The sequence below is a fragment of the Streptomyces sp. NPDC059452 genome, from assembly GCF_042750035.1.
In the GTDB taxonomy this organism is placed as follows: domain Bacteria; phylum Actinomycetota; class Actinomycetes; order Streptomycetales; family Streptomycetaceae; genus Streptomyces.
Window position 1 is genome coordinate 40,205 of record NZ_JBHYVE010000034.1, and the last position, 22,054, is coordinate 62,258.

At 74.5% G+C, this 22,054-nt stretch carries 10 protein-coding genes; all 10 read left to right on the forward strand.

From position 1 onward, the window contains the following. The first annotated feature begins 52 nt into the window (after positions 1-52). Positions 53-1,411 carry a SidA/IucD/PvdA family monooxygenase gene (locus ACFW9Z_RS31580; protein WP_384646121.1) on the forward strand — a complete coding sequence of 453 codons (1,359 nt, stop codon included), beginning with the start codon at positions 53-55 and terminating at the stop codon, positions 1,409-1,411. Continuing rightward, positions 1,408-7,659: a type I polyketide synthase gene (locus tag ACFW9Z_RS31585; RefSeq protein WP_384646123.1), complete on the forward strand. Its 6,252-nt coding sequence runs from the start codon at positions 1,408-1,410 to the stop codon at positions 7,657-7,659. Before ACFW9Z_RS31580 ends, ACFW9Z_RS31585 begins: the two co-directional genes overlap by 4 nt. Further along, on the forward strand, positions 7,652-8,827 hold the full coding sequence (locus tag ACFW9Z_RS31590; protein WP_384646125.1) for an acyl-CoA dehydrogenase family protein: 1,176 nt from the start codon (positions 7,652-7,654) through the stop codon (positions 8,825-8,827). Before ACFW9Z_RS31585 ends, ACFW9Z_RS31590 begins: the two co-directional genes overlap by 8 nt. Before the next feature lie 43 nt (positions 8,828-8,870). After that, the gene (locus ACFW9Z_RS31595; RefSeq protein WP_384646127.1) at positions 8,871-14,876 is read left to right on the forward strand and encodes an amino acid adenylation domain-containing protein; all 6,006 of its coding nucleotides are present in this window, start codon (positions 8,871-8,873) and stop codon (positions 14,874-14,876) included. Then, complete coding sequence (locus ACFW9Z_RS31600) at positions 14,863-15,672, forward strand: SDR family NAD(P)-dependent oxidoreductase (protein WP_384646129.1); 810 nt, start codon at positions 14,863-14,865, stop codon at positions 15,670-15,672. The genes ACFW9Z_RS31595 and ACFW9Z_RS31600 overlap by 14 nt, the downstream gene beginning before the upstream one ends. Before the next feature lie 158 nt (positions 15,673-15,830). After that, positions 15,831-16,826, forward strand: coding sequence for an ABC transporter substrate-binding protein (locus ACFW9Z_RS31605; RefSeq protein WP_384646131.1), 996 nt, complete (start codon positions 15,831-15,833; stop codon positions 16,824-16,826). A gap of 103 nt (positions 16,827-16,929) precedes the next feature. Next, positions 16,930-18,165 carry an MFS transporter gene (locus ACFW9Z_RS31610; RefSeq protein WP_384646133.1) on the forward strand — a complete coding sequence of 412 codons (1,236 nt, stop codon included), beginning with the start codon at positions 16,930-16,932 and terminating at the stop codon, positions 18,163-18,165. Continuing rightward, positions 18,162-19,973, forward strand: a complete 1,812-nt coding sequence (locus ACFW9Z_RS31615; protein ID WP_384646135.1) for an ABC transporter ATP-binding protein — start codon at positions 18,162-18,164, stop codon at positions 19,971-19,973. Before ACFW9Z_RS31610 ends, ACFW9Z_RS31615 begins: the two co-directional genes overlap by 4 nt. Next, a complete protein-coding gene (locus ACFW9Z_RS31620; protein ID WP_384646137.1) occupies positions 19,970-21,694 on the forward strand; it encodes an ABC transporter ATP-binding protein in 1,725 nt (574 codons plus the stop codon). The genes ACFW9Z_RS31615 and ACFW9Z_RS31620 overlap by 4 nt, the downstream gene beginning before the upstream one ends. A gap of 89 nt (positions 21,695-21,783) precedes the next feature. Continuing rightward, complete coding sequence (locus tag ACFW9Z_RS31625) at positions 21,784-22,008, forward strand: MbtH family protein (RefSeq protein ID WP_384646139.1); 225 nt, start codon at positions 21,784-21,786, stop codon at positions 22,006-22,008. The last annotated feature ends 46 nt before the right edge of the window (positions 22,009-22,054 follow it).

Below are 22,054 nucleotides of genomic sequence, written 5' to 3' on the forward strand. Positions count from 1 at the left end.
CCACGCAACCCCGCCCCCGGCGGGACCGTACGGAAGCTGGAGCACCGAGCCGATGGAGTCGCTGTCCCTTCAGGACGCCGAGCAGCGCTTCGGCGCCGGGAGACCCGAGACGCGCGGGCTGATCTGCGTCGTCGGCGCGGGCCCCAAGGCGCTGGCCACCGCGGCCAAGAGCCAGGTGCTCAGAGAGCTGGGCGTGGACGCGCCTCGCGTGCTCGTCGTCGAACCCTACGATGTCGGGGCCAACTGGACGGCCGTCGGCGGCCGTACCAACGGCCGCCCCCGGCTGTCCACCAGCCCGGAGAAGGACCTCGGATTCCCCTACGCCTCCCGGGGGCACGGCGCCGGGATCGACGCCGCGGTCAACACGCGGATGCAGGAGTTCTCCTGGACGGCGTTCCTGGTCTCCACCGGCCGCTATGCGGCCTGGGTCGACGCCGGACGGCCCAGCCCACGCCACGCGGACTGGGCCGCCTATCTGCGGTGGGCCGCCGAGAACATCGACTTCCCCCTGGTCAGCGGCTGGGTGCGAGGGCTGGAGACCTCCGGCGGCCAGTGGGAGATCACGGTCGAAGGCAGCACCGGAGGATCCGCCGTCCTGTGGGCCGACCGCGTCATGATCAGCGGCCCGGGCCCGCACGACGGCCGGCTGGCGAGCGACGCGGTCTGCAGCATCGAGGAGTTCTGGCGGCTCGGCCTGGACACCACGCTGGTCGACCCCAGCGTCGCCGTGGTCGGGGGCGGGGAGACCGCCGCCGCCGTCGTCGAGGACCTGATCCGGCAGCACTCCGGCCGGACCACCGTGATCAGCCCGTACCCCGTGGTCTACAGCCGTGGCGAGGGCTTCTTCGAGAACGCCCTCTACTCCAGCCCCGAACGCTGGCGCGAACTGCCGGAGCGGGACCGCCGCGAGGTCATCGCCCGTACCGACCGGGGGGTGTACTCGCCCCGTGCCATCGAAGCCATCGCGACCGAGGCGGCGGTACTGCACCAGCAGGGCACCGTCACCGCCGTGCGCCACGCGGGCGCCCAGGTGGAACTGACGCTGCACAACCCGGGCCGTACGGAGCACACGTGCCGCTTCGACGTGGTCATCGACGCCACCGGAGCCCGCCCCGACTGGTTCCTGGACCTGCTGGGGAACCGGGCCCGCGCCGCCGTCGAGGAGATCGTCGGCGACGCCCCGGAGACCGCGGAGGCCCTGGAACGGCACATCCGCACGGACCTCTCCGTCGACGGCCTGCTGCCCAAGCTGCTGCTGCCCACCCTCGCCGCCTACGCGCAGGGCCCCGGGTTCGCCAATCTGAGCTCCCTGGGGCTGCTGTCGGACCGCGTCCTGGCGGAGACCCGGAACGCTCCCGCGCCCGCCGCACGGCCACAGGTCTCCCTGCCGGAGGGCGGCAAGCCGGTATGACACACCCCGAGCAGGGGGCCCCGCCGCGGGGCCCCCGGGAAGAAGACGCCCCGCGGCGGGGCGGCCAGGACATCGCCGTCGTCGGCCTCGCCTGCCGGGTGCCCGGCGCCGACAGCCCCGACGAGCTGTGGCACCTGCTGGCCGAGGGCCGCCGTGCCGACGGCCGCGCGCCCGAAGGCCGCTTCGCGGCCGGGGAAGTACCGGCCGATGTGCGCACGCGGGTCGGGCAGGGCTCCTACCACCCGGACGCCGGGCGCTTCGACGCCCGTCTCTTCGGCATGTCCGACCGGGAGGCCGCCGCCGTCGACCCCCACCAGCGGTGGACCCTGGAGCTGGCCTGGACCGCCCTGGAGGACGCCGGCCAGGATCCCTCGGCACCGCGCGAGCGTGGCCTCGGCGTCTTCGTCGGCTCCATGGGCGCCGACTGGGCGATGGAACACGCCGCCCGCCGCCGCGGCGCCATCGGACCGGGAACCCTGGCCGCCACCGCGCCCTCGATGATCGCCGCCCGGGTCTCCCACGCCTTCGGGCTGCACGGCCCCAGCCTCGTCGTCGACACCGGCCAGTCCTCCGGGCTGGTCGCCGTCCACCACGCCGCGCAGGCCATCCGGGCGGGCGACTGCGCCGGAGCGCTGGTGACCGCCGTCAACCTCAACCTCTCCACCGAGAACGCCACCGCCACCGCCGCGTTCGGGGGCCAGTCGCCCTCCGGCCGCGCCACACTGTTCGAGGACGACGCCGACGGTTACGTACGCGGCGAGGGCGGCGCGGCCGTCCTGCTGCGCCCCCTCGCCGACGCGCTGCGCGACGGGGACCGCGTCCACGCCGTGCTCCGGGGCAGCGCCGTCACCCACGACGGCTCCGGCACCCTGCTGGTGCCGGACCCCGCGGCGCACGCCCGGACCATCCGGCGGGCCTGCGCCGCCGCGGGGGCCGACCCCTCGGCCGTCGGCTTCGTCGAACTCCACGGCACCGGCACCCCGGTCGGCGACCGCGCCGAGGCCGACGCCCTGAGCCAGGTCTTCGCCCGCTCCGGTGGCCCCGGACCCGCTGTCGGCTCGGTCAAGACCACCGTGGGCCACCTGGAGGGTGCGGCCGGACTCCTCGGCCTGGTCAAGGCGGTGCTGGTGGTCGCCCGGGGATCGGTGCCGGGCACGGCGGGGCACCGGGGCGGCGCACTGGCCCGCCGCCTCGCCGACGACGGCATCACCGTGCCCACGTCCCCCGTGCCGCTGCCGCCGGGAGCCCTCGCCGGTGTCAGCTCCCTGGGCATGGGCGGTACCAACTGCCATGTGGTGCTCGCCGCACCGCCGGTGCCCGGGGATCTCTCCTCCGGGCGCCCGGGTGACGGCGCGGAGACACCCGCGCCCGAGGCCGTCCCCGTAACCCTGTCCGCGGCCTCCCCCGAGTCGCTGCACGCCACCGCCGCCGCGCTGCGCGACTGGGCCGGGGCACAGGGCGAGCTGCTGGACCGGCCCGGAGCCCTGGCCTCCGTGGCCCGCACCCTCACCACCCGGCGCGCCCCGCTGTCCCGGCGCGCCTCCTTCACCGCCCGCTCGGCCGCCGAACTCACCGGCCGCCTGGACCGGATCGCGCGGGGCGTCCCGGGGCGCGCCGTGCACACGGGCGCCGGGCCCCGTCCCCGTACCGCCTTCCTCTTCCCCGGACAGGGCGCCCAACGGCCCGGCATGGGCAGCGGGCTTCTCGAACTGCCCGGCTACTCCGAGCGGTTCGACGCCGTGGCGGCACACGCCGACCCGCTGCTCGACATCCCGTTGCGCGAGCTGACCCGGGTCCGCGACGGAGCGGCGGAGGACCATCCGCTGCACGACACCCGCTACACGCAGATCGCGCTGTTCGCCCACGGGGTGGCGCTCAGCGGCTGTGCCGAGGAACTCGGCGTCCGTGCCGACGTCCTGGGCGGCCACTCCGTCGGAGAGCTCACCGCCGCCCATGTCGCGGGCGTCCTCGAACTGGCCGACGCCGTACGGCTGGTGGTCGCGCGTGGTGCCGCCATGGCCGGGGCCGAGCCCGTCGGCGCGATGGTCTCGGTACGGGCCGGGGAGAGCCAGGTGCGCGAGACGATCGCCGCCCTGCGCTCCGAGGTGGAGATCGCCGCTCTCAACGGCCCCGCCTCCACCGTCATCTCCGGAGACCGCACCGCCGTGCTGGCCTGCACCGAGGCTCTTCGCGCCCGTGGCTACCGCACCCGGCCTCTGCCGGTCCGCCACGCCTTCCACTCCCGGCACATGGATCCGGTGCTGGCGGAGTTCCGCGCCACCGCCGCCACGATCACCTACCGCGAACCGGCGCGACCGGTGCTGTCCAACCTGAGCGGGCGGTTCGCCGAGGGCGAGGACCTGATCACCGCCGACTACTGGGTACGGCACATCCGCCACACCGTCCGCTTCGGCGACGGCCTCGCCACGCTGCGGGCCGACGGTATCCGGCTCTGCCTGGAACTCGGCCCCACCCGCACGCTCACCCCCTTGGTGAGGGCCGCCGAGGCGGACGGCCCCGAGCCGGCCGCCGCTTCCTTCGGGCACGAGGAGGAGTCCGAGTACGTCGCCTTCCTGGACGCGCTGACGCTCGCCCGGTCCCACGGCCACGCGGTCCGGTGGCAGGCGCTGCCGGGTCTGGACGGCCCCGGCTGGACCCCGCTGCCCACCTACCGCTTCACCGGACGCGACCACGGGGCCGGTGAGCGGGCCACGGCCGGTCCCCGCCCGTCCGGCGGAACGGCCGGGGCCCCGGAGCAGGCGGCGGAGGCGCTGCGGGACCCGCTGGCCCTGGTGCGTACGGCGATCGCCGAGGTGCTGGACATCGCCGACGCCCACGTCCGGTCGGCCGACACCCCGCTCGCCGACCTGGGAGCGACCTCGGTCGGCGGCCTGGAGCTGCGCGCCGAACTGGCCTCGCGCACCGGTCTGAACCTCGCCGCGTCGCTCGTCTACGACCACCCCACTCCCCGGGCGCTGGCCGAGCACATCGCGGCCCTCCTCCGGCAGCGCCCCGGCGGACCGCCGCGCCTCCCGGCCCCCGCGCGACCGGTGCGGCACTCCGGCGGCTCCGGGCCGGAGCACGATCCGGTGGTCGTCGCGGCGGCGGCCTGCCGCTATCCCGGCGCGGTGTCCTCCCCCGAGGAACTGTGGCGGCTGGCGTCCTCCGGGCCTTACGCCGTCGGGGGCTTCCCCGAGGACCGGGGGCAGCACTGGTCCGACGAGCGGATACAGGTGCGGTCCGGTGGATTCCTGGCCGACGTGGCGGGGTTCGACGCCCCGTTCTTCGGCATCTCACCGCGCGAGGCCCGCGCCATGGACCCGCAGCAACGCATCATGCTCGAACTGTGCTGGGAGTCGCTGGAGCGGGCCGGGATCGATCCCCGCTCCCTGCGCGGCACCGAGACGGCGGTATTCCTCGGGGCCATGGCGGGCGACTACGCGCAGGCCGCCCACGAGGCCGGTGACGAGCTCGGCGGACACGAACTGACCGGCACCTCCAGCGCGGTCCTCTCCGGGCGCGTCGCCTACCACCTGGGCCTGACCGGACCGGCGCTGACCGTCGACACCGCCTGTTCCTCCTCCCTGGTCGCCCTGCATCTCGCGGTGCGCTCGCTGTTGCAGGGAGAGTGCGGCATCGCCCTGGCCGGCGGGATCACGGTGATGTCCACCCCCAGGATGTACCGGGACTTCCAGCGGCTGGGCGGACTGTCCGCGGACGGCCGCTGCCGCCCCTTCTCCGCCGACGCCGACGGCACGGTGTGGAGCGAAGGGGCCGGTGTGGTGGTGGTGACCCGCCGCTCCGAGGCGCGCCGCCGGGGCCTGCCGGTGCTGGCCGTCGTCGCGGGCAGCGCCGTCAACCAGGACGGGGCCAGCAACGGCCTGACGGCACCCAGCGGCACCGCGCAGCGGCGGGTCATCGAACGGGCGCTGGCCGACGCCGGGCTGCGCCCCTCGGACATCGACGCCGTGGAGGCGCACGGCACGGGAACCGTGCTGGGCGACGCCGTCGAGGCGCAGGCACTGATCGACAGCTACGGCACCGGCCGGGCCGACCCGGACGACGCCCCGGGCCCCCTCCGTATCGGCTCCCTCAAGGCGCTGACCGGGCACACCCAGGCCGCCGCGGGAATCGGCGGGGTCATCACGGTCGTCGAAGCGCTCCGCCACGCCGAACTGCCGCCGACTCTGCGCGGCACCGAGCCGACGCCCAAGGTGGACTGGCCGTCCGACGCCGTACGTGTGCTCACCGAGCCGGTCCCGTGGCCGCGAGGGGGCCGCACCCGCCGGGCCGCCGTCTCTTCGTTCGGCATGAGCGGCACCAACGCCCACCTCATTCTTGAGGATCCGGGTCCGGGCACGGGCACTGTCACGGGTACGGGCACAGGTTCGAGCACGAGCCCGGACCCGGGCTCGGACGCTGTCACGGGCACGGCCCCGGGTCCGAGCACGAGCGCGGGCTCGGTCCCGGGCTCGGTCGCGGCCCCGGACCCGGACCCGGTCCCGGCCCAGAATCCGGAACTCCCGCCGGGAACCGGCCCGTCCCCGGCCTCTCTGCCGTTCGTCGTCTCCGCCGCCTGCCGGGAGGCGCTCGAAACCCAGCTGGGCCGGCTGCGCGGGGCCCTGGCCGAGCCCGGCCCGGGGCTGCCGGAGGCCGCCCGTACCCTGGCCACCCGCCGGGCCGCGCTGCCGCACCGGGCCGCCGTCGTCGCGCACGACCGCGCCGGGCTGCTCGCCGGTCTGGAGGCGGCACGGACCGGGGCGCCTCTGGAGGGAGTGTCGCGCGGCACCGCGCACGGCGAGTACGCCGTGGCCTTCGTCTACCCCGGCCAGGGGTCCCAGTGGCCCGGGATGGGCCGGCGGTTGCTGCGGGAGGCCCCGGCCTTCGCCCGCGAAGTGGACCGCTGCGCGGACGCCTTCGCTCCCCATGTGGGCTTCTCCGTCGTGCGTCTGCTCGCCGGGGAGGAGCCGGCCGGTGTCACGGACTCCCTGGAGGGCGTCCAGGTGGCGCTGTTCACGATGATGGCCGGGCTCACCGCCCTGTGGCGGAACGGCGGAGTGGAGCCGGACCTGGTGCTCGGCCACTCCCAGGGGGAGGCGGCGGCGGCCTACGCGGCCGGGGCTCTGTCCCTTGAGGACGCGGCTGCCGTGGTCGCCACCCGGGCGCGGCTGCTTTCCTCCCTGGCGGGTACCGGCGCCATGACCGTGCTCGGCCTGGACGAGGACGACACCAGACGGCTGCTGGCCGGGCGCCGTGACGCCTCCGTGGAGGTCGCCGTCTGCAACGGCCCGGGCAGCACCGTGGTCTCCGGACCGCCGCAGGCCGTCGCGGAGCTGGCCGAGCACTGCCGGCGCGCCGGGATCCGCACGGTCGCGGTCGCCGTCGACTACGCCTCGCACTCCGCGATGGTGGAGCCGGTGGCCCGTGCGCTGACCGAGGGGCTCGCCGGGATCGTGCCGCGCCCGGCGAGCGTCCCGTTCTTCTCCACCACCCGGGCCGACTGGCTCACCGGTACCGAGGTGGACGCGGGGTACTGGTACGAGAACCTGCGCGGTACGGTCCGCTTCGCGGACGCGGTGGCCGCCATCAGCGACACCCGCCCCGCCGCGTTCGTCGAGGTCAGCCCGCACGAGGTGCTCACCGCGCCGATCACCGCGGTGCTGGACGGCCGTGGGGAGCGGCCCGCGCCCGTCGTCGGCAGCCTCCGCCGTGACCAGGGCGGCTACCGCGACTTCCTCGCCCGGCTCGGCCAGGCCTGGACCCAGGGCGTCCCGGTGCGCTGGGACGGCGCGTTGTCCGGGGCGCCGGGAGCGGATTCCGGGGACGGCGCGGGGAACGAGGAGGCCGCCGACCTGCCGCCCACGCCCTTCCGGCACCGGCGGTACTGGATCCGGACGGACACCCCGGCCCCCGCCCGGCCGGTCCCCCCGCCGCCACCCGCCGCAGCGTCAGCCCCGGCAGACACGGAGGCTGCGGGCGCGGAGGCGGCGGACGCCGAGGCGGCCGTGCTGGCCCGGGTCACCGAGGTGCTCCAGCTCCCGCTCGGCCGGGCGGCCGAGGAGGGCGACCGGTCCTTCCGGGAACTGGGGCTGGACTCGCTGACCACGATCGATCTGCGTCGCCGCATCCGGGATTCGCTCGGTGTGGTGGTGCCGGTCGATGTCTTCCGGACCCATGACACCCCACGGCGGCTCGCCCGCTGGGTGCGGGACCACCTGACCACCGAGGAGGAGCGGCGCGATGCCTGAGAAAGCACCACGATGGACCGGACTGACCGCGGCCGACGCCGCGTTCACCGAGGAGCGGCTGCCCGGTCTGCTCGGTCGGCTGGCCGAGTACCCGTTGGCCGAGCTGGAGTCGTCCACCAGTCCGGTACTGCCCCTGTTCCGTGAAGCGGGCGGCCCCGGGCTGCTGATCCCCGCCCGCCACGGCGGCCTGGGCCTGGACTGCGGTCAGGCGCTGCGGGTGCAGTCCGCGCTCGCGACCCGCTCTCCCTCGCTCGGCGTGGGCACGATGATGCACCACCTGGCGGTTGTCTCCTTCGTGGAGTACCTGCGCGTCCATGTGGGTGACGACGCGCCCCAGTGGTCGCTGCTGGCCGCCGTCGCCCGCGACCGCCGGCTGCTCGCCTCGGCCTCGTCCGAGGCCCGTCGCGGCGACGACGCCCTGGTGCCCCGGACCACCGCCACCGCCGTCGCGGGAGGGGAGGAGTTCCTGCTGAGCGGCGCCAAGAAGCCCTGCAGTCTGGCCCGTTCCATGGACATCCTCACCACCAGTGTCCGGGTGTGCTCCGAGGACGAGCGGGACGGCACGGTCGCCCTGGCGGTCATCCCCGCCGGTCTGGACGGCATCCAGGTCCGGCCGTTCTGGAACAGTCCCGTGCTGGCCGCGGCCGAGAGCGAGGAGATCGTCCTCGACGACGTGCGGGTGCCCGCCGTGATGCTGCTGCCCGGCGGGCACCCGGAGCGCGGCATGGACGAGCTCCAGACCCGGGCCTGGATCTGGTTCGAGATCCTTGCCTGCGGTACGTATCTGGGCACCGCCCAGGCGCTGTTCGACCGGGCCGCCCACGCCCCGCGCGCCGATCGCCGGGCTCTGGGGGAGGCCGCCGCCGATCTGTACGCCTGCCGGGCCGCCTGCGCCGCCGCGGCCGGGACCTTCGACGCGGGCGCCTCCGCCGAGCAGGCCATGGCCGCCGCGCTGCTGGCCCGGCTGCACGTGGAGGAGCGGCTGCCCGAGCTGTGCTCCCGGCTCGCCCGGCTGCTCGGCGGACTCGCCTTCGTCACCGGCCCGGACCCCGCCTATCTGCTGTCCGCCGCCCGGGCCCTGGCCTTCCACCCGCCCGGCCGGGTACCCGCCGCCGAATCCGTCGGCAGGCACCTGGCCGGCGAGCCACTCGACCTTTCCATTTTCTGAGGAGCACGACTGTGTCACGTCATCGTTCGGAGGCGGAGTGACCATGGGGATGCCGATAGCCCACCTGGTGCTGCGGATCCGGGGCGAACTGCCCGCCGGGCGCTGGGCGACCGCCCCTGACGGGGACGGCCGCCCCGCCGCGTACGCCGCCACCGCCGACCTCTCCGGGAAGGAACCCGCGGCCGCCCTGGCCGCCTTCCGGGAGTTGCAGCGGGAGCAGTGGCACGACGCGCTGTCCCGCCCGGACCGCGACTGGACGCTGCGCGTCGCGCGGATGCCCGCCGGTCCCGCGGAGCCCCGGGAGACGCATCTGGTCTCGTTGGCCGCGCCCCGGTCGGCGGCCACCGCCCACCTGCCGTACGCGGCGGCCGCCGCCCTGTGCGCCGGACTCCGGGACGGCTCGCCCGCCCCGGCGCCGGACGCGGTCCAGGGCGCTCGTACCGGCTCCGACGCCGGTTCCGCGCCGCGCCCGAGGTTCGCCGACCGGCGCCGCGTCCAGGCCGCCGTACCCGGCCGGATCCCGGAGGAGGGCCTGCGCCCCTGGCTCTCCGCCCTGCTGTCGGCGGCCTCGCCGGGAAGTGTCCGCGACGCCGTTGAGGGCCCCGCCGACGCGCCCTGGCACACCGCGCACGCGCCCGACCCCGAGGGCGGGTCCCTGCTGCTGGTGGACCGGGCCTGGGTCCTGGACCTGCCCGAGGACGCCGCGGGTCCTGGCCGTACGGTCACCATCGAGGAGCACAGCGAGGACCCCCGGCACGCCTACCCGCTGGCCGTCGAGGTGCGCACCGGGGACGACGGCGTCCGTACCGCCGTCGTCGACCACGACGTCACCGCCGTCCCCCGCGCCGACGCCGACCGGCTGGCCGCGCGCATCGGCCGGGGCGAGTCCCTGCCCTCGCCGGACGGCACCGCGCTGCCCGTCCGTATCGCCCGCCGTATCGCGGGCACGCCCGATGCCCCTGCCGTCGTCCGGGGCGAAAGCAGCCTGGACTACCGGACGCTGGGTGAACGCTCCGCCGCGCTGGCCGGGCTGCTGCGGCGGCACGGCCAGGGGCGCGGCAGCGTCATCGGAGTAGCGCTGCCCCGCTCGGCCGACGCCGTCGTCGCGATCGTCGCCATCCTCCGTATCGGCGCCGCCTACCTGCCGCTGGACCCCGCCTACCCGCGCCACCGCCTCAGCTACATGGCCGAGGACTCCGGAGTGCGGACGGTGCTGGGCAACCGCTCCACCCTGGCCGCCTACCCGGAGCTCACCACCATCGCGGTGGACGCACCGGACTCCGCCACGGAGGAGAGCGCGGCCGGGACCGGCGAGCAGTGGGCGCAGACCGGGCCCGACGACGCCCTGTACGTCCTCTACACCTCCGGATCGACCGGTACTCCCAAGGCCGTGGTGCACACCGTCGGCGCCATCGGCAACCTGGTGGACTGGCACGGCCGTACCGCCACCGCCGAGGCGGACGGCCGGGTCCTGCAGTTCGCCAGCCTCAACTTCGATGTGGCCAGTCAGGAGATACTCACCGCCCTGGCCGCCGGAAAGTGCCTGGTGCTGCCGGAGGACGAGGAGCGCACCGACCCCGAGGCGCTGGTGCGGCTGCTGGCCCGGCAGCGCGTCACCGAGTACTTCTGCCCTCAGGTGATGCTCCAGGAGGTGTGCCGCGCCGCGCGGGAGACCGCCACCGCGCTGCCCGACCTGCGGCACGTCTACCAGTCCGGTGAGCCGCTGGTGATGAACGACTGGATCGCCCGCTTCCTGGACGCCAACCCCCGGGTCACCCTGCACAACCACTACGGCCCCACCGAGACCCATGTCATCACCGGTTTCCCGCTGGCCCGGGGCGGGCGCGGCCATGCGCACGGCCCTGTACGCCTCGGCCCGCTGCTCGACACCTGTACCGCGTATGTGCTCGACGAAAAGCTGCGGCCGGTGGCGGCGGGTGCGGTCGGGGAGCTCTACGCCTCCGCCCGGCAGCTCTCCCGTGGCTACCTGGGCCGCGCGGCGATGACCGCCGAACGTTACGTCGCCGACCCGTTCGGGCCCCCCGGTTCCCGTATGTACCGCACCGGGGACCTGGTGCGGCTGCTGCCGGACGGGCAGCTCTCCTATGTCGCCCGGGCCGACTTCCAGACCAAGATCCGCGGCCACCGGGTGGAACCGGACGAGGTCACCGCCCGTCTGCTGGACGCCCCGGAGGTGGCGAACGCCGCAACGGCGGCCCGTACGACCGCCGGTGGTGCCAAGGTGCTGGTGTCGTACGTGGTTCCGGCGGCCGGTTCCGCCCCGGACCTGGCCGACCGGCTGCGCGACCGGCTGGCCGCCGCGCTCCCCCCGTATCTGGTGCCGTCCGCCGTGGTGCTGCTGACCGCGCTGCCGCTGACCCCCAGCGGCAAGGTGGACAAGGCCGCGCTGCCCGAACCGGAGTCCGTCGCCCGGCCGTCGGCTCTCGCCGACGCGGGCGGGACCGTCGGGGAGATCGCCCGCATCTGGGCCGAGGCCATCGGGACCGGTGAGCCCGGCCCGGACGACGACTTCTTCCAGGCGGGCGGCAGCTCGCTGGCCGCCATCGCGGTCGTCGCCGCCGTGCGCGGACGCTTCGGGGTCCGTATCGGCGTCCGGGACATCACGGCCCACCCGCGGCTGCGGAACTTCGCCGCCCTGGTGGAGGACCGCGCCCGGGGAGTCCGGGAGGAGGACGGCGGGCTGACCCTCGTCGCACGCCCCGACCTGCGCTTCGAACCCTTCGACCTGCTCGACCAGCAGCAGGCCTACCTCATCGGCCGGGGCAGCGACATCGAGGGCGGTGGCGTCGCCTGCCACCTCTATCTGGAGTACGAGGGCCGCGAGGCGACCGGCCCGGGCGACCCCGACGGCCTGAACGTCCAGGACGCGGAGCGGGCGCTGCGCGAGGTCATCGAGGCCCACGACATGCTGCGTACCGTCTTCGACGAGAACACCATGACGCAGCGGGTGCTCCCCGCCGCCGATGTGCCGCCCTACCGCTGCGAGACGGTGGACGCGGTCGCCGACCCCTCGGCAGCCGATCGGGTGCGCCACCGGCTCTCCCACGAGACCCGTCCGCCCGGCGTCTTCCCGCTGTTCAGCGTGGTCTTCGTACGGCTGCCGGGCGGACGGCTGCGGATGTGCGTGAGCATCGACGCGCTGCTGGCCGACGCGCGCGGGGTCCAGGTGCTGTTCGACTCCTGGGGCGCCGCGCTGCGCGGTGAGGCCGCCGCCCTCCCCGGGACACCCTCCTTCCGCGACTACGTCACCGCCGTCGCCCGGATCCGTGAGACCCCGGAGTACCGGCGGGCCGCCGCCTACTGGACCGAACGGCTCGGCTCGCTCCCCGAGGGCCCCCGGCTGCCGCGCCGCAGCGGCCCGGACGTGTCCGGCACCTCCCCCGTCTTCGTCAACCGCCGCCATGTCGTCGGCGCGGAGAGGTGGTCCCGGGTGTCCCGGGCCGCCTCCGAACGCGGGCTCACCCCCACGGCGGTGGTGCTGGCCGCCTACGCCTGGGCACTGGCCCAGTGGGCCGACGAGCCGCGCTTCGTCCTCAACGTGCCGCAGATGAGCAGGCACCCCGTCCACCCCCGGATGGACGACGTCCTGGGCGAGTTCGCCTCCTTCACCCTGCTGGAGGTCGACACCGCGGGGGTCTCCTCCTTCGAGGAGCTCGCCGCCCGGATCCGCGACCGGCTGGTGAGCGACCTGGACCACCGCCATTTCAGCGGCATGGACGTCACCCGCGAGCTGATCCGCCGCCGGGGCGGTGTCACCGGCGCGCTCGCCCCGGTCGTGATGACCAGCGAACTCGGCGTCGGCGACGGCGTGGACCGGATCCTCGACGGCCGGCTCCACGAGACCTTCGCGCTCAGCCAGACCCCGCAGGTCTGGATGGACCTGCTGCTGCGGGAGCGCGAGGGGGCCCTGGTGCTCAACTGGGACGTGGTCGAGGAGCTGTTCCCGGTGCCCGTGGTGGACGGTGTCTTCCGGCTGCTCACCGGGCAGTTGGAAGCACTGGCCCGCGACGGCGCCGCCTGGTCGGCCCGGCCGCTCCCCGCCGTCACCGCGGAGCAGGCCGGGGAGCGTGACCGGGGGCCGCACCGCGAGCCCACCGGTATCTGGCCGCACACCGCGATCGCCGAACTGGCCGCAGCCGACCCCGGCGCACCCGCCCTCGTCGACGGCGAGCTCACCGTCACCCGGGGCGGGCTCGCCGCCGCCCGCCGGACCGTGGCCGAGGCCGTCGGCGCGGCGCGCGGCGGTCCCGCCTCCCCGGCCGAGCCGGTCGCGGTGCTGCTGGAACGCGGCTGGCGGCAGTACGCCGCCTGCCTCGGTGTGCTGGAGGCCGGACACCCCTATCTGCCCCTCGGCGACGACCTGCCGCCCGACCGTATCGCCGCGGTCCTGCGCCGGGCCGGCGTCCGCCTGGTCATCACCGACGCCTCGACCGCCCGGACCGCCGCGCTCGCCGCACCGGAAGGGGTGCGGACCGTGGACGTCTCCGAGGTGCGGCCGGACGCCGCACCGCCGTCGAGCCCCCCTCCGGCCGACGGGCGCGGGCCGGAGGATCTGGCCTACGTGCTCTTCACCTCGGGGTCGACCGGCGAGCCCAAGGGCGTACCGATCACCCTCGGCGGGCTGGCCAACTGCGTGGAGCACACCGTCGATTCCTTCGGGCTGACCGCCGCCGACACCTCACTGGCCCTCGCCTCGCTCCACCACGACCTGTCGCTGTTCGACCTGTTCGTGGTCCTGGGCTCCGGCGGCACGGCCGTCCTGGCCGGGCGGGGCTGCGCCACCGACCCGCAGGAGTGGGCCCGGGCGGTCGCCCGCCACCGGGTGACGGCGCTGTGCGCGGCACCCGCCGTGGTGGAGATGCTGCTCGACGGTACGGGAACCGGCGAGTCCCTGAAGTCCCTGCGGCTGGTCCTGACCGGCGGCGACTGGGTGCCCCGGCCGGTGCTGCGCCGACTGCGCCGGGCCGCCCCCGAGGTGCTGCCGGTGAGCATCGGCGGCCCCACCGAGACCACCGGCTGGAACATCTGGCACCCCGTCCCCGACCCGGACGCCGATACCGGTGAGTGGGCCACGGTCCCCTACGGCCGCCCCATCTCCCGCACCCGCTACCGGGTCGTCGGCGACGGTCTGGCGGACCGCCCGGAATGGGCGACGGGCGAACTGCTGGTCTCCGGGATCGGGGTGACGCCCGGGTACCTGGCCGACCCCCGGGACGCCCGCCGTCGTCACTGCACGGACCCGGCCACCGGGGAGACCTACTTCCGTACCGGCGACCTGGGCCGGTGGCGCGACGGCGTCATCGAGTTCATCGGCCGCAGGGACGACCAGGTCCAGATCCGTGGTCACCGGGTCGAGCCCGGGGAGCTCGCCGCCTTCCTCAACGGCTGTCCCGGGGTACGGCGGTCCGCCGTGCTGACCCTGCCGCCGGGTGAGCGGCACGCCGTCCGGGGGCTGGCAGCCTTCGTGGTGGTCGACGGCGACGCCGGCCACCACGAAGCGGCCGAAGCCGTCCGGGCCGAGACCTTGCGGGGACTGCCCTCACACCTGCGCCCGCAGCGGGTGATCGTCGTGGACACACTGCCCACCACCCGCAACGGGAAGGTGGACCGCGAGGCGCTGGCACGCCGGTACGAGGAGGAGCAGGACCGGGCCGGTTCCGCCGCCGCCCCGGAGGGGACCCCGGCGGAACCGGAGGACGCCCTGCGGTGGCTGGTCCGTGAGATCTGGTCGCGCCATCTGGACGGCGTACCGGTCGGCCCCGAGGACAACTTCTTCGCGCTGGGCGGCGACTCCCTGTCCGTCTCCCGTGTGGTGGTGGAGCTCCGGGAAGTGCTGGCCGGTGCGCGGATCCGCCCCGGCGGCATCTTCGCCACCCGCAGCGCCGACGAGTTCGCCGCCCATCTGCGCCGTACGGAGGAGGACCCCGGCCGGCTGGCGGAGATCGCCGAGCTGTACCGGGAGGTCTCCACGATGACCGACGACGACCTGGACGCCTATCTGGAGGAGGGCTCCCATGCCGGCGACTGACCCGGCGCCCGCGGCACGCGGGACCCGGCCGCTCGCCCTGATCACCGGGGCCAGCTCGGGTCTCGGAGCGGCCTTCGCCGACCGGCTGGCACGGGACGGACACGATCTGGTCCTGGTCGCCCGCGACGCCGGGCGGCTGGCGGAGGTCGCCCGGCGGGCCGAGGAGCGCCACGGGGCGAAGTGCGCCGTGCTCGTCGCCGACCTCACGGCCGCCGCCGACCGGCGGAAGGTCGCCGAGCGCATCGAGGAGGGGGTGGACTTTCTGGTCAACGGCGCGGGCTTCGGTGTTTCGGGGAGCTTCTGGGAGCTGGACCGGGAGGCCCTGGCGGACCAGCTCGCCGTCAATGTGACGGCGCCTCAGGAATTCACCCACGCCGCCGTACGGACCATGCTCAAGGGCAGCGGCGGCACCGTGGTCAACCTGTCCTCCATCACCGGCCTGATTCCGGGCAGGGGATCCACCTACGCCGCCTCCAAGGCGTGGACCCGGTACTTCTCCCTGGGGCTGAGCGAGGCCCTGCGGGGGACCGGGACACAGGTGATGGTGCTGTGCCCGGGCTTCGTCCGCACCGAGTTCCACGCCCGTGCCGGAATCGATGTCCGCAAGGTCTCCGAAGGCTGGTGGATGGATCCGGGCGACGTCGTCGACCGGTGTCTCGCGGACGCGGCGCGCGGTCGGACGTTCTCGCTGCCGGGACCGCGCAACAAGATCTTCATCGCGGTGGTGTCCCGGCTCCCCAGACCACTGGCCCAACGGGTCAACCGGATGCTCGGCAACGCCGGCGCCCGGGCCTGACCGCACAACCGCCAACCGCCAACCGCCAACCGCCAACCGCCAACCGCCAACAAACTCAACCGACTCAACCGACTCAACCGACTCAACCGACTCAACCGCGGAAAACCTCTTGCCGCGCTCCGCGGCAACGCACCACGACGAAAGTGAAGAACCCCAGAATGAGAACTCGCCGAGCCTTCGCCGCAGTTGCGCTGGCCGCCCTTCCGATCCTGCTGACCGCCTGTGGCACCGATACCCCCGCGCCCGCCAAGGCTGCCAAGGGCCAGGCAGCCCCGGCCCTCCGCGAGATCACCCACGACCTCGGCACCGTGAAGGTGCCCACCGAGCCGAAGGCGGTCATCGCCCTCGACGAGGTCGCCGGACTGACCCTGCTCTCCTTCGGCATCAAGCCCGACGCGGTCTACCTGGCCAGCGCGCAGCCGCGTGCGCAGGAGATCCTCACCGCCAACGACGTGGAACTGCGCAAGATCGAGGTCGGCAAGACACCCGAGCTGGAAGAGCTCACGGAGGACACGCCCGACCTGCTGGTCGGTACCGGCGCGGCCGGGGCCACCGGGCAGAACTACAAGAGCCTCAGCCGACTGGCCCCCACCGTCGTTCTGCCCATCGAGGGCGAGTGGCGCGAGATCGTACGGCGGACCGCCGGCTTCTTCGGAAAGGAGGAGGTCGGCAAGCTCCAGATCACCGCGGCCGAGACCGTGCTGGGCACCGCCGCGGACGCGGTGAAGGGCAAGCGCACCCTCTCCCTGCTGGGCAACTCCTTCGGCGCCAACGACTTCACCATGCCGCCGCACGTGCCCATCTCCACGCTGATCGCGGAGGCCGGCTTCACCCGCCCCGCCTTCCAGCAGAAGAAGGCGGAGGGGTACTCGGTTCCGCTGTCGAAGGAGTACCTGCCGGAGCAGGACGCCGAGCTCATCGTCATCCCGCGCGGCGAGTTCTACACCCCGGACGCGCTGACCGACAACCCGGCCTTCACCGCCACCGGAAAGGTCGTCACCCCGGACGCCGACGTGTGGTTCGGCATGTCCGGCTTCGCCTTCTACGCCTCCGCCCACGACCTGCGCACGCTCGCCTCCGGCAAGGGCGAGCTCAGCTCCGCCGACAACATCCAGGACATCTGGGCCGCCTATGTGAAGGCCACCAAGTCCTGACTCCGGGAGCCGCTGCGCCGCAGCGGACACGCGGTGCCCCCGTGGCCACGGGGGCACCGCGCCACCAGCCGATACGACAGGCCGAGGAGACGATCAGCCGGCGATGGCCATCGACACGACGAAAAGGAAGAGCGCGGCGATCCCGCTGTGGCTCCCCGTGCTCTTCCTGACCATATTCACCTTCTACACGGACGACCATGTGATCGCGGGCATCCTGCCCGAGATCGCGGCCGGCCTCTCCGTCTCCGAGGCGATGGCCGGCCAACTGGTGACGGTCTTCTCCCTCACCATCGCGGTCGTCACTCCCGTGGCCGGTCTGCTGCTGGCATCCACCGCGCGCCGGACCGTGGTGCTCGCGGCCCTCGCCGTGTTCACCCTCGCCAACCTCGCCGCGACGGCCGTCGACCACTACGCCGCGATGGCCGCGCTGCGGGTCGCCGCCGCCCTGGCAGCGGCCGCCGCCACTCCGCTGATCTTCGCCGTCACCGTCGAACTCGCCCCTGAGGCCCGGCGCGGGCGCTACCTGTCCGCGCTCGCCGTCGGGGTCACCGGCTCCATCGCCTTCGGCGTCCCGCTCGGAAGCTGGATCGGCACCTCCTGGGGCTGGCAGGCCACCTTCGGGGCGATGGCGGCCTGCGGCGCGGTGTGCCTGGTGCTGGTGGCCGTCACGCTGCCCGCCACCGCGCCCAAGCCGCCGCTGTCCGTCCGCCGGCAGCTGCGGGCACTCACCGCCCGTCCCATCCTCCTGGCCCTGTCCGGCGGCGGCCTGGCCATCATGGGCTCCGTCATGCTGCTCACCTACCTGGTCCCCTTCCTGGAAGGAGTGCTGACCGAGCCGGACGGCGTACGCGCCTTCGCCTTCGCCGCGCTCGGGGTGGCGGGCACCGTCGGTGTCTTCATGGGCGGCTACGCCACCGACCGGCTCGGCCCCGACCGCACCATCCGCTGGGGCCTGGGCGTCTTCACCCTGCTGATGCTCGCTCTCGCGTCGCTCTGGCTGCTGCGCCCCGTGCCGCCTGCCGTGGTGCTCGCGCTGATCGTCCTGTGGGGCGTCACCGCCTATCTCAGCGCACCCGCCGTACAGACCCGGTTGCACGAGGTGGCGGGGGACCTCACCGCGCAGGCCCTCGCCCTCAACACCAGCTTCGGTTACCTCGGCATAGCCGCCGGCGGTGCCCTCGGCGGCGTGATCGTCGCCCACGCCGACGCCGGCTGGCTGCCCGCCGCCACCGCCATCACCTCGGCACTGGCCCTGGTCCTGATCACCTTGGCCTTCCGCGGGCCGCACGACACCGGCGCCCGCCCGGGCCCGGTCCAGCAGGACGGAGCCGCCCAGTGACCGTGCCGACCCCCGACCCGACTCCCGCACCCACCACTCTGGGTGCCCTGCTGCGTCCCGTCCTGGGCCGGCTCGTCCTCACCGCGCTGTGCTCGGCGGTGGCCGCCGTGGCCTCCGTCGTACCGCTGGTCTGTCTGGTGGAACTCGCCCGGATCCTGCTGCCCGGCCTCACCGGGGACCCCATCGACGAGGGCGCGGCATGGACCGCCGTCGCCGTCGCCGCTGGCGCGCTGGCCCTGCGGCTGGTGCTGCTGCTGTGCGCCTCCACCGTCTCCCACCTGGCCGATGTACGGCTGGGGTCCCTGCTCCGCCGCAGGGTCGTCGGCCACCTGGGCCGGGTGCCGCTGGGCTGGTTCACCCGGCGCAACTCCGGCCTGGTGAAGAAGGCCGTCCAGGACGACGTCGGTGCCCTGCACCACCTGGTGGCGCACTCGGTCACCGAGCTGACCACCGCGCTGGTGGTACCGGCCGTGATCGTCGGCTACCTGCTGCTGTCCGACCCGCTGATGACCGTCATCACCCTGGTCCCGGTGGCGGCCGGCCTGCTCGGCCTCAGGATCGCCACCCGGGGCACCACGCAGAAGCTCATCGAGTACGCGGGCTCGCAGGCACGCCTCGGGTCCGTCGCCGTGCAGTTCACCGACGGCATCACCGAGGTCAAGACGTTCGGCACCCTCGGCCGGGCCCACGACGCCTACCGGGAGGCCGCCGAGGACTTCGACGACCGCCACCGGGACTGGATGCGCTCCAGTTCCGCCGGGGCGACCTTCATGGAACTGGCCCTCTCGCCGATGACCCTGCTGCTGACCACGGTGCTCGCCGGGGGCGCCCTGGTGCACTCCGGGTACCTCGGCGGCCCGTTGGAGCTGCTGCCCTTCGTCGTCCTGGGGCTGGCGATCCCCGCGCCGGTGCTCGCCGTCGGCTTCAACTACCACGCCCTGCTCGCGGCCCGGGGCGCCGCCGACCGGGTCCGGGAGATCCTCGCCGAGCCCACGCTCCCCGCACCGGCCGAGCCCGCGACCGCACCGGACGCCGACGCCGCCCTGTGCCTGGAGTCCGTGGACTTCGACTACGGCGACCACGCCGCCCTGCGCGGCATCGACCTGACGCTCCGCCCCGGAACCATGACCGCCCTCGTCGGTGCCTCCGGGTCGGGCAAGTCGACCCTCGCCAAGCTGGCCGCCCGCTTCCACGACCCGTCCGCGGGACGGATCACCCTGGGCGGCACCGACCTGCGCGCCCTCTCCTTCGAAGACCTCTACGCCCACATCGGCTTCGTCTTCCAGGACACGACGCCGCTACGTGTCTCCGTACGGGACAACATCCGGCTGGCCCGCCCCGGCGCCGACGACACCGAGGTCCTGCGCGCGGCCTCCGCGGCACGGCTCACCGAGGTGATCGAACGCCTCCCCCGGGGTCTGGACTCCGTCATCGGCGACGACGCCGTCCTCTCCGGCGGCGAGTGCCAGCGCATCGCCATCGCCCGCGCCATCCTCGCCGACCGGCCGCTGCTCGTCCTCGACGAGGCCACCTCGGCGGTGGACCCCGACAGCGAGGCGGCCATCCAGCAGGCGCTCAGTGCGCTCAGCACGGGCCGGACCCTCCTGGTGATCGCCCACCGGCTGCACACGGTGCGCGGTGCCGACACCATCGCGGTGCTCGACGGCGGCCGCGTCGTCGAACAGGGCACCCATGAGGAGCTGTTGGCGAGGGGCACCCGCTACTCCGCCCTGTGGGCCGCCCACCAGGGCGGCGAAGAGCCCCAGCGGCCCGACGACACCACCGAAAGCGAGCTGTCGCACCGATGATCCGCTCCCTGTTCGCCCTGCTCGACCCGGCGGGCCGCCGTCGGCTGCGGGCCCTGCTGATCCGCGTCGGTGCGGCGGCCGTCCTCCAGGGGCTTGCCGGCTGCACCCTCATCCCGCTGCTCGGCGCGCTGTTCACCGACGACTGGGACGCGGTGTGGACCTGGGCCGCGGTCCTGGCCGGCCTGGTGCTGGTCCACCACGCGGTGATGCTGCGCAACCACCGCCACGCCGGGGAGCTCTCCAGCGCCCTGCTGCGGCTGCTCCACGCCCGGCTGGGAGAGACGCTGACCCGCATCCCGCTGGGATGGTTCGCCGAAGGACGCGCGGCGACCGTCAACCGGCTGGTCACCAAGACCGCCGTCGACGTGGCCACCGCCCCCGCCCACCTGGTGGCCCCGGTGGTGGCGGCGGTGGCCACCCCGGCGACCATCATCGTCGTCACCCTGGCCGTGCAATGGCAGATCGGGCTCGCCCTGCTGCTCGGCGCCCCGCTGCCGCTGCTCGCCTACCGTCTCTACCTCCGGGTCATCGAGCGCGTCGAGGACACCTGGGAGGCCGGCACCAACCGCGCCTCCGAACGGGTCCTGGAATACGCGCGACAGCAGCCGGTGCTACGGGCCTACGGCGGTGGCGCTGCTCCCCTGGACCGGGCCCTCACCGACCAGGACGCGGGTGCCCGGACCATGGTCCTGGGCAACTCGGCGGCCACCGCGCCGCTTTTCCTGGCCCTGCAGACGGTGCTCACCGCGGTGCTGGCCCTCACCGTCATGCTCGCCCTCGGCGGTGGGGGTGACATCGCGGTACTGATCGCCGTGATGGTGCTGGCCGTACGTTTCGTGGAGCCTCTGACGGCCGTGGCCGAGGTCGCGGGCGGCCTGCGCATCGCCGCCGTGGGGCTGCGGCGCTTCCGCGAGCTGCTGGACACCCCGCCGCTGCCGGAGCCCGAGCGGCCCGCTGCCTCCGGGCCGCCGTCCGTGGAGTTCCGTGAGGTGGGCTTCGGCTACACCCCGGACCGCCCGGTCCTGCACTCGCTGTCCTTCCGCGCCGAACCCGGCACGCTGACCGCGCTGGTCGGGCCCTCGGGCGCCGGGAAGTCCACCGTGCTCTCCCTGATCGCCCGCTTCCACGACCCGGACAGCGGCACGGTGCTCGTCGGCGACCGGGACGTACGCGAACTGGGCACGGAGCGGCTGCTGAGCCGGATCGCCCTGGTCTCCCAGCACCCGTACCTCTTCGAGGAGTCCATCGCCGAGAACATCCTGCGTGCCCGGCCCGGTGCCGGCCCCGACGAGCTGGACCGGGTGGTCCGGCTGGCCCGCGTCGACGAGATCGCCGACCGGTTGCCGGACGGGCTCGGCACCCGCGTCGGAGAGGGCGGGGCCACCCTCTCCGGAGGCGAGCGGCAGCGGGTCTCGATCGCCCGTGCCCTGCTCAAGGACGCCCCGATCGTGCTGCTGGACGAGGTCACCTCCTCACTCGACGCCGTGAACGAGCGGCTGGTCCAGCAGGCCGTCACCCGGCTCGCCGCCGACCGTACGGTGCTGGTGGTCGCCCACCGGCTGGAGACCGTCGAGGGCGCCGACCGGATTCTGGTGCTGGACGGGGGCCGGATCACCGAGTCCGGCACCCACGAGGAACTCCTGCGGCTCGGCGGCGTCTACAGCCGCTTCGTCGACCGCCGCCGCGAGGCCGCCGCCTGGCATCTCACCGGCGCCGGATGAGCCTGCCTCTCCCCCCTTCCGGCCGGCCCGGAACCCCGGCCCCGGCCCGGAACCCCGACCCCCACCCCAACCGAGAACGGAGTCACCCCATGAGCACCAACCCCTTCGACGACGACAACGGCCGCTTCCACGCGGTGGTCAACGACGAGGAGCAGTACGCCCTGTGGCCCGCCTTCCGCGAGATCCCGCCGGGCTGGCGGTCCGTCCACGGCGAGGCCACCCGCGCGGAGGTCCTGGAGTTCATCGAGAACACCTGGACCGACATGCGCCCCCGCAGCCTGCGGGAGGCGATGGCCGCCGACAGCGCGGGATGACACGCCGGGAGGGGGCGGAACCCGCCCCCTCCCGCCCGAAGACGAC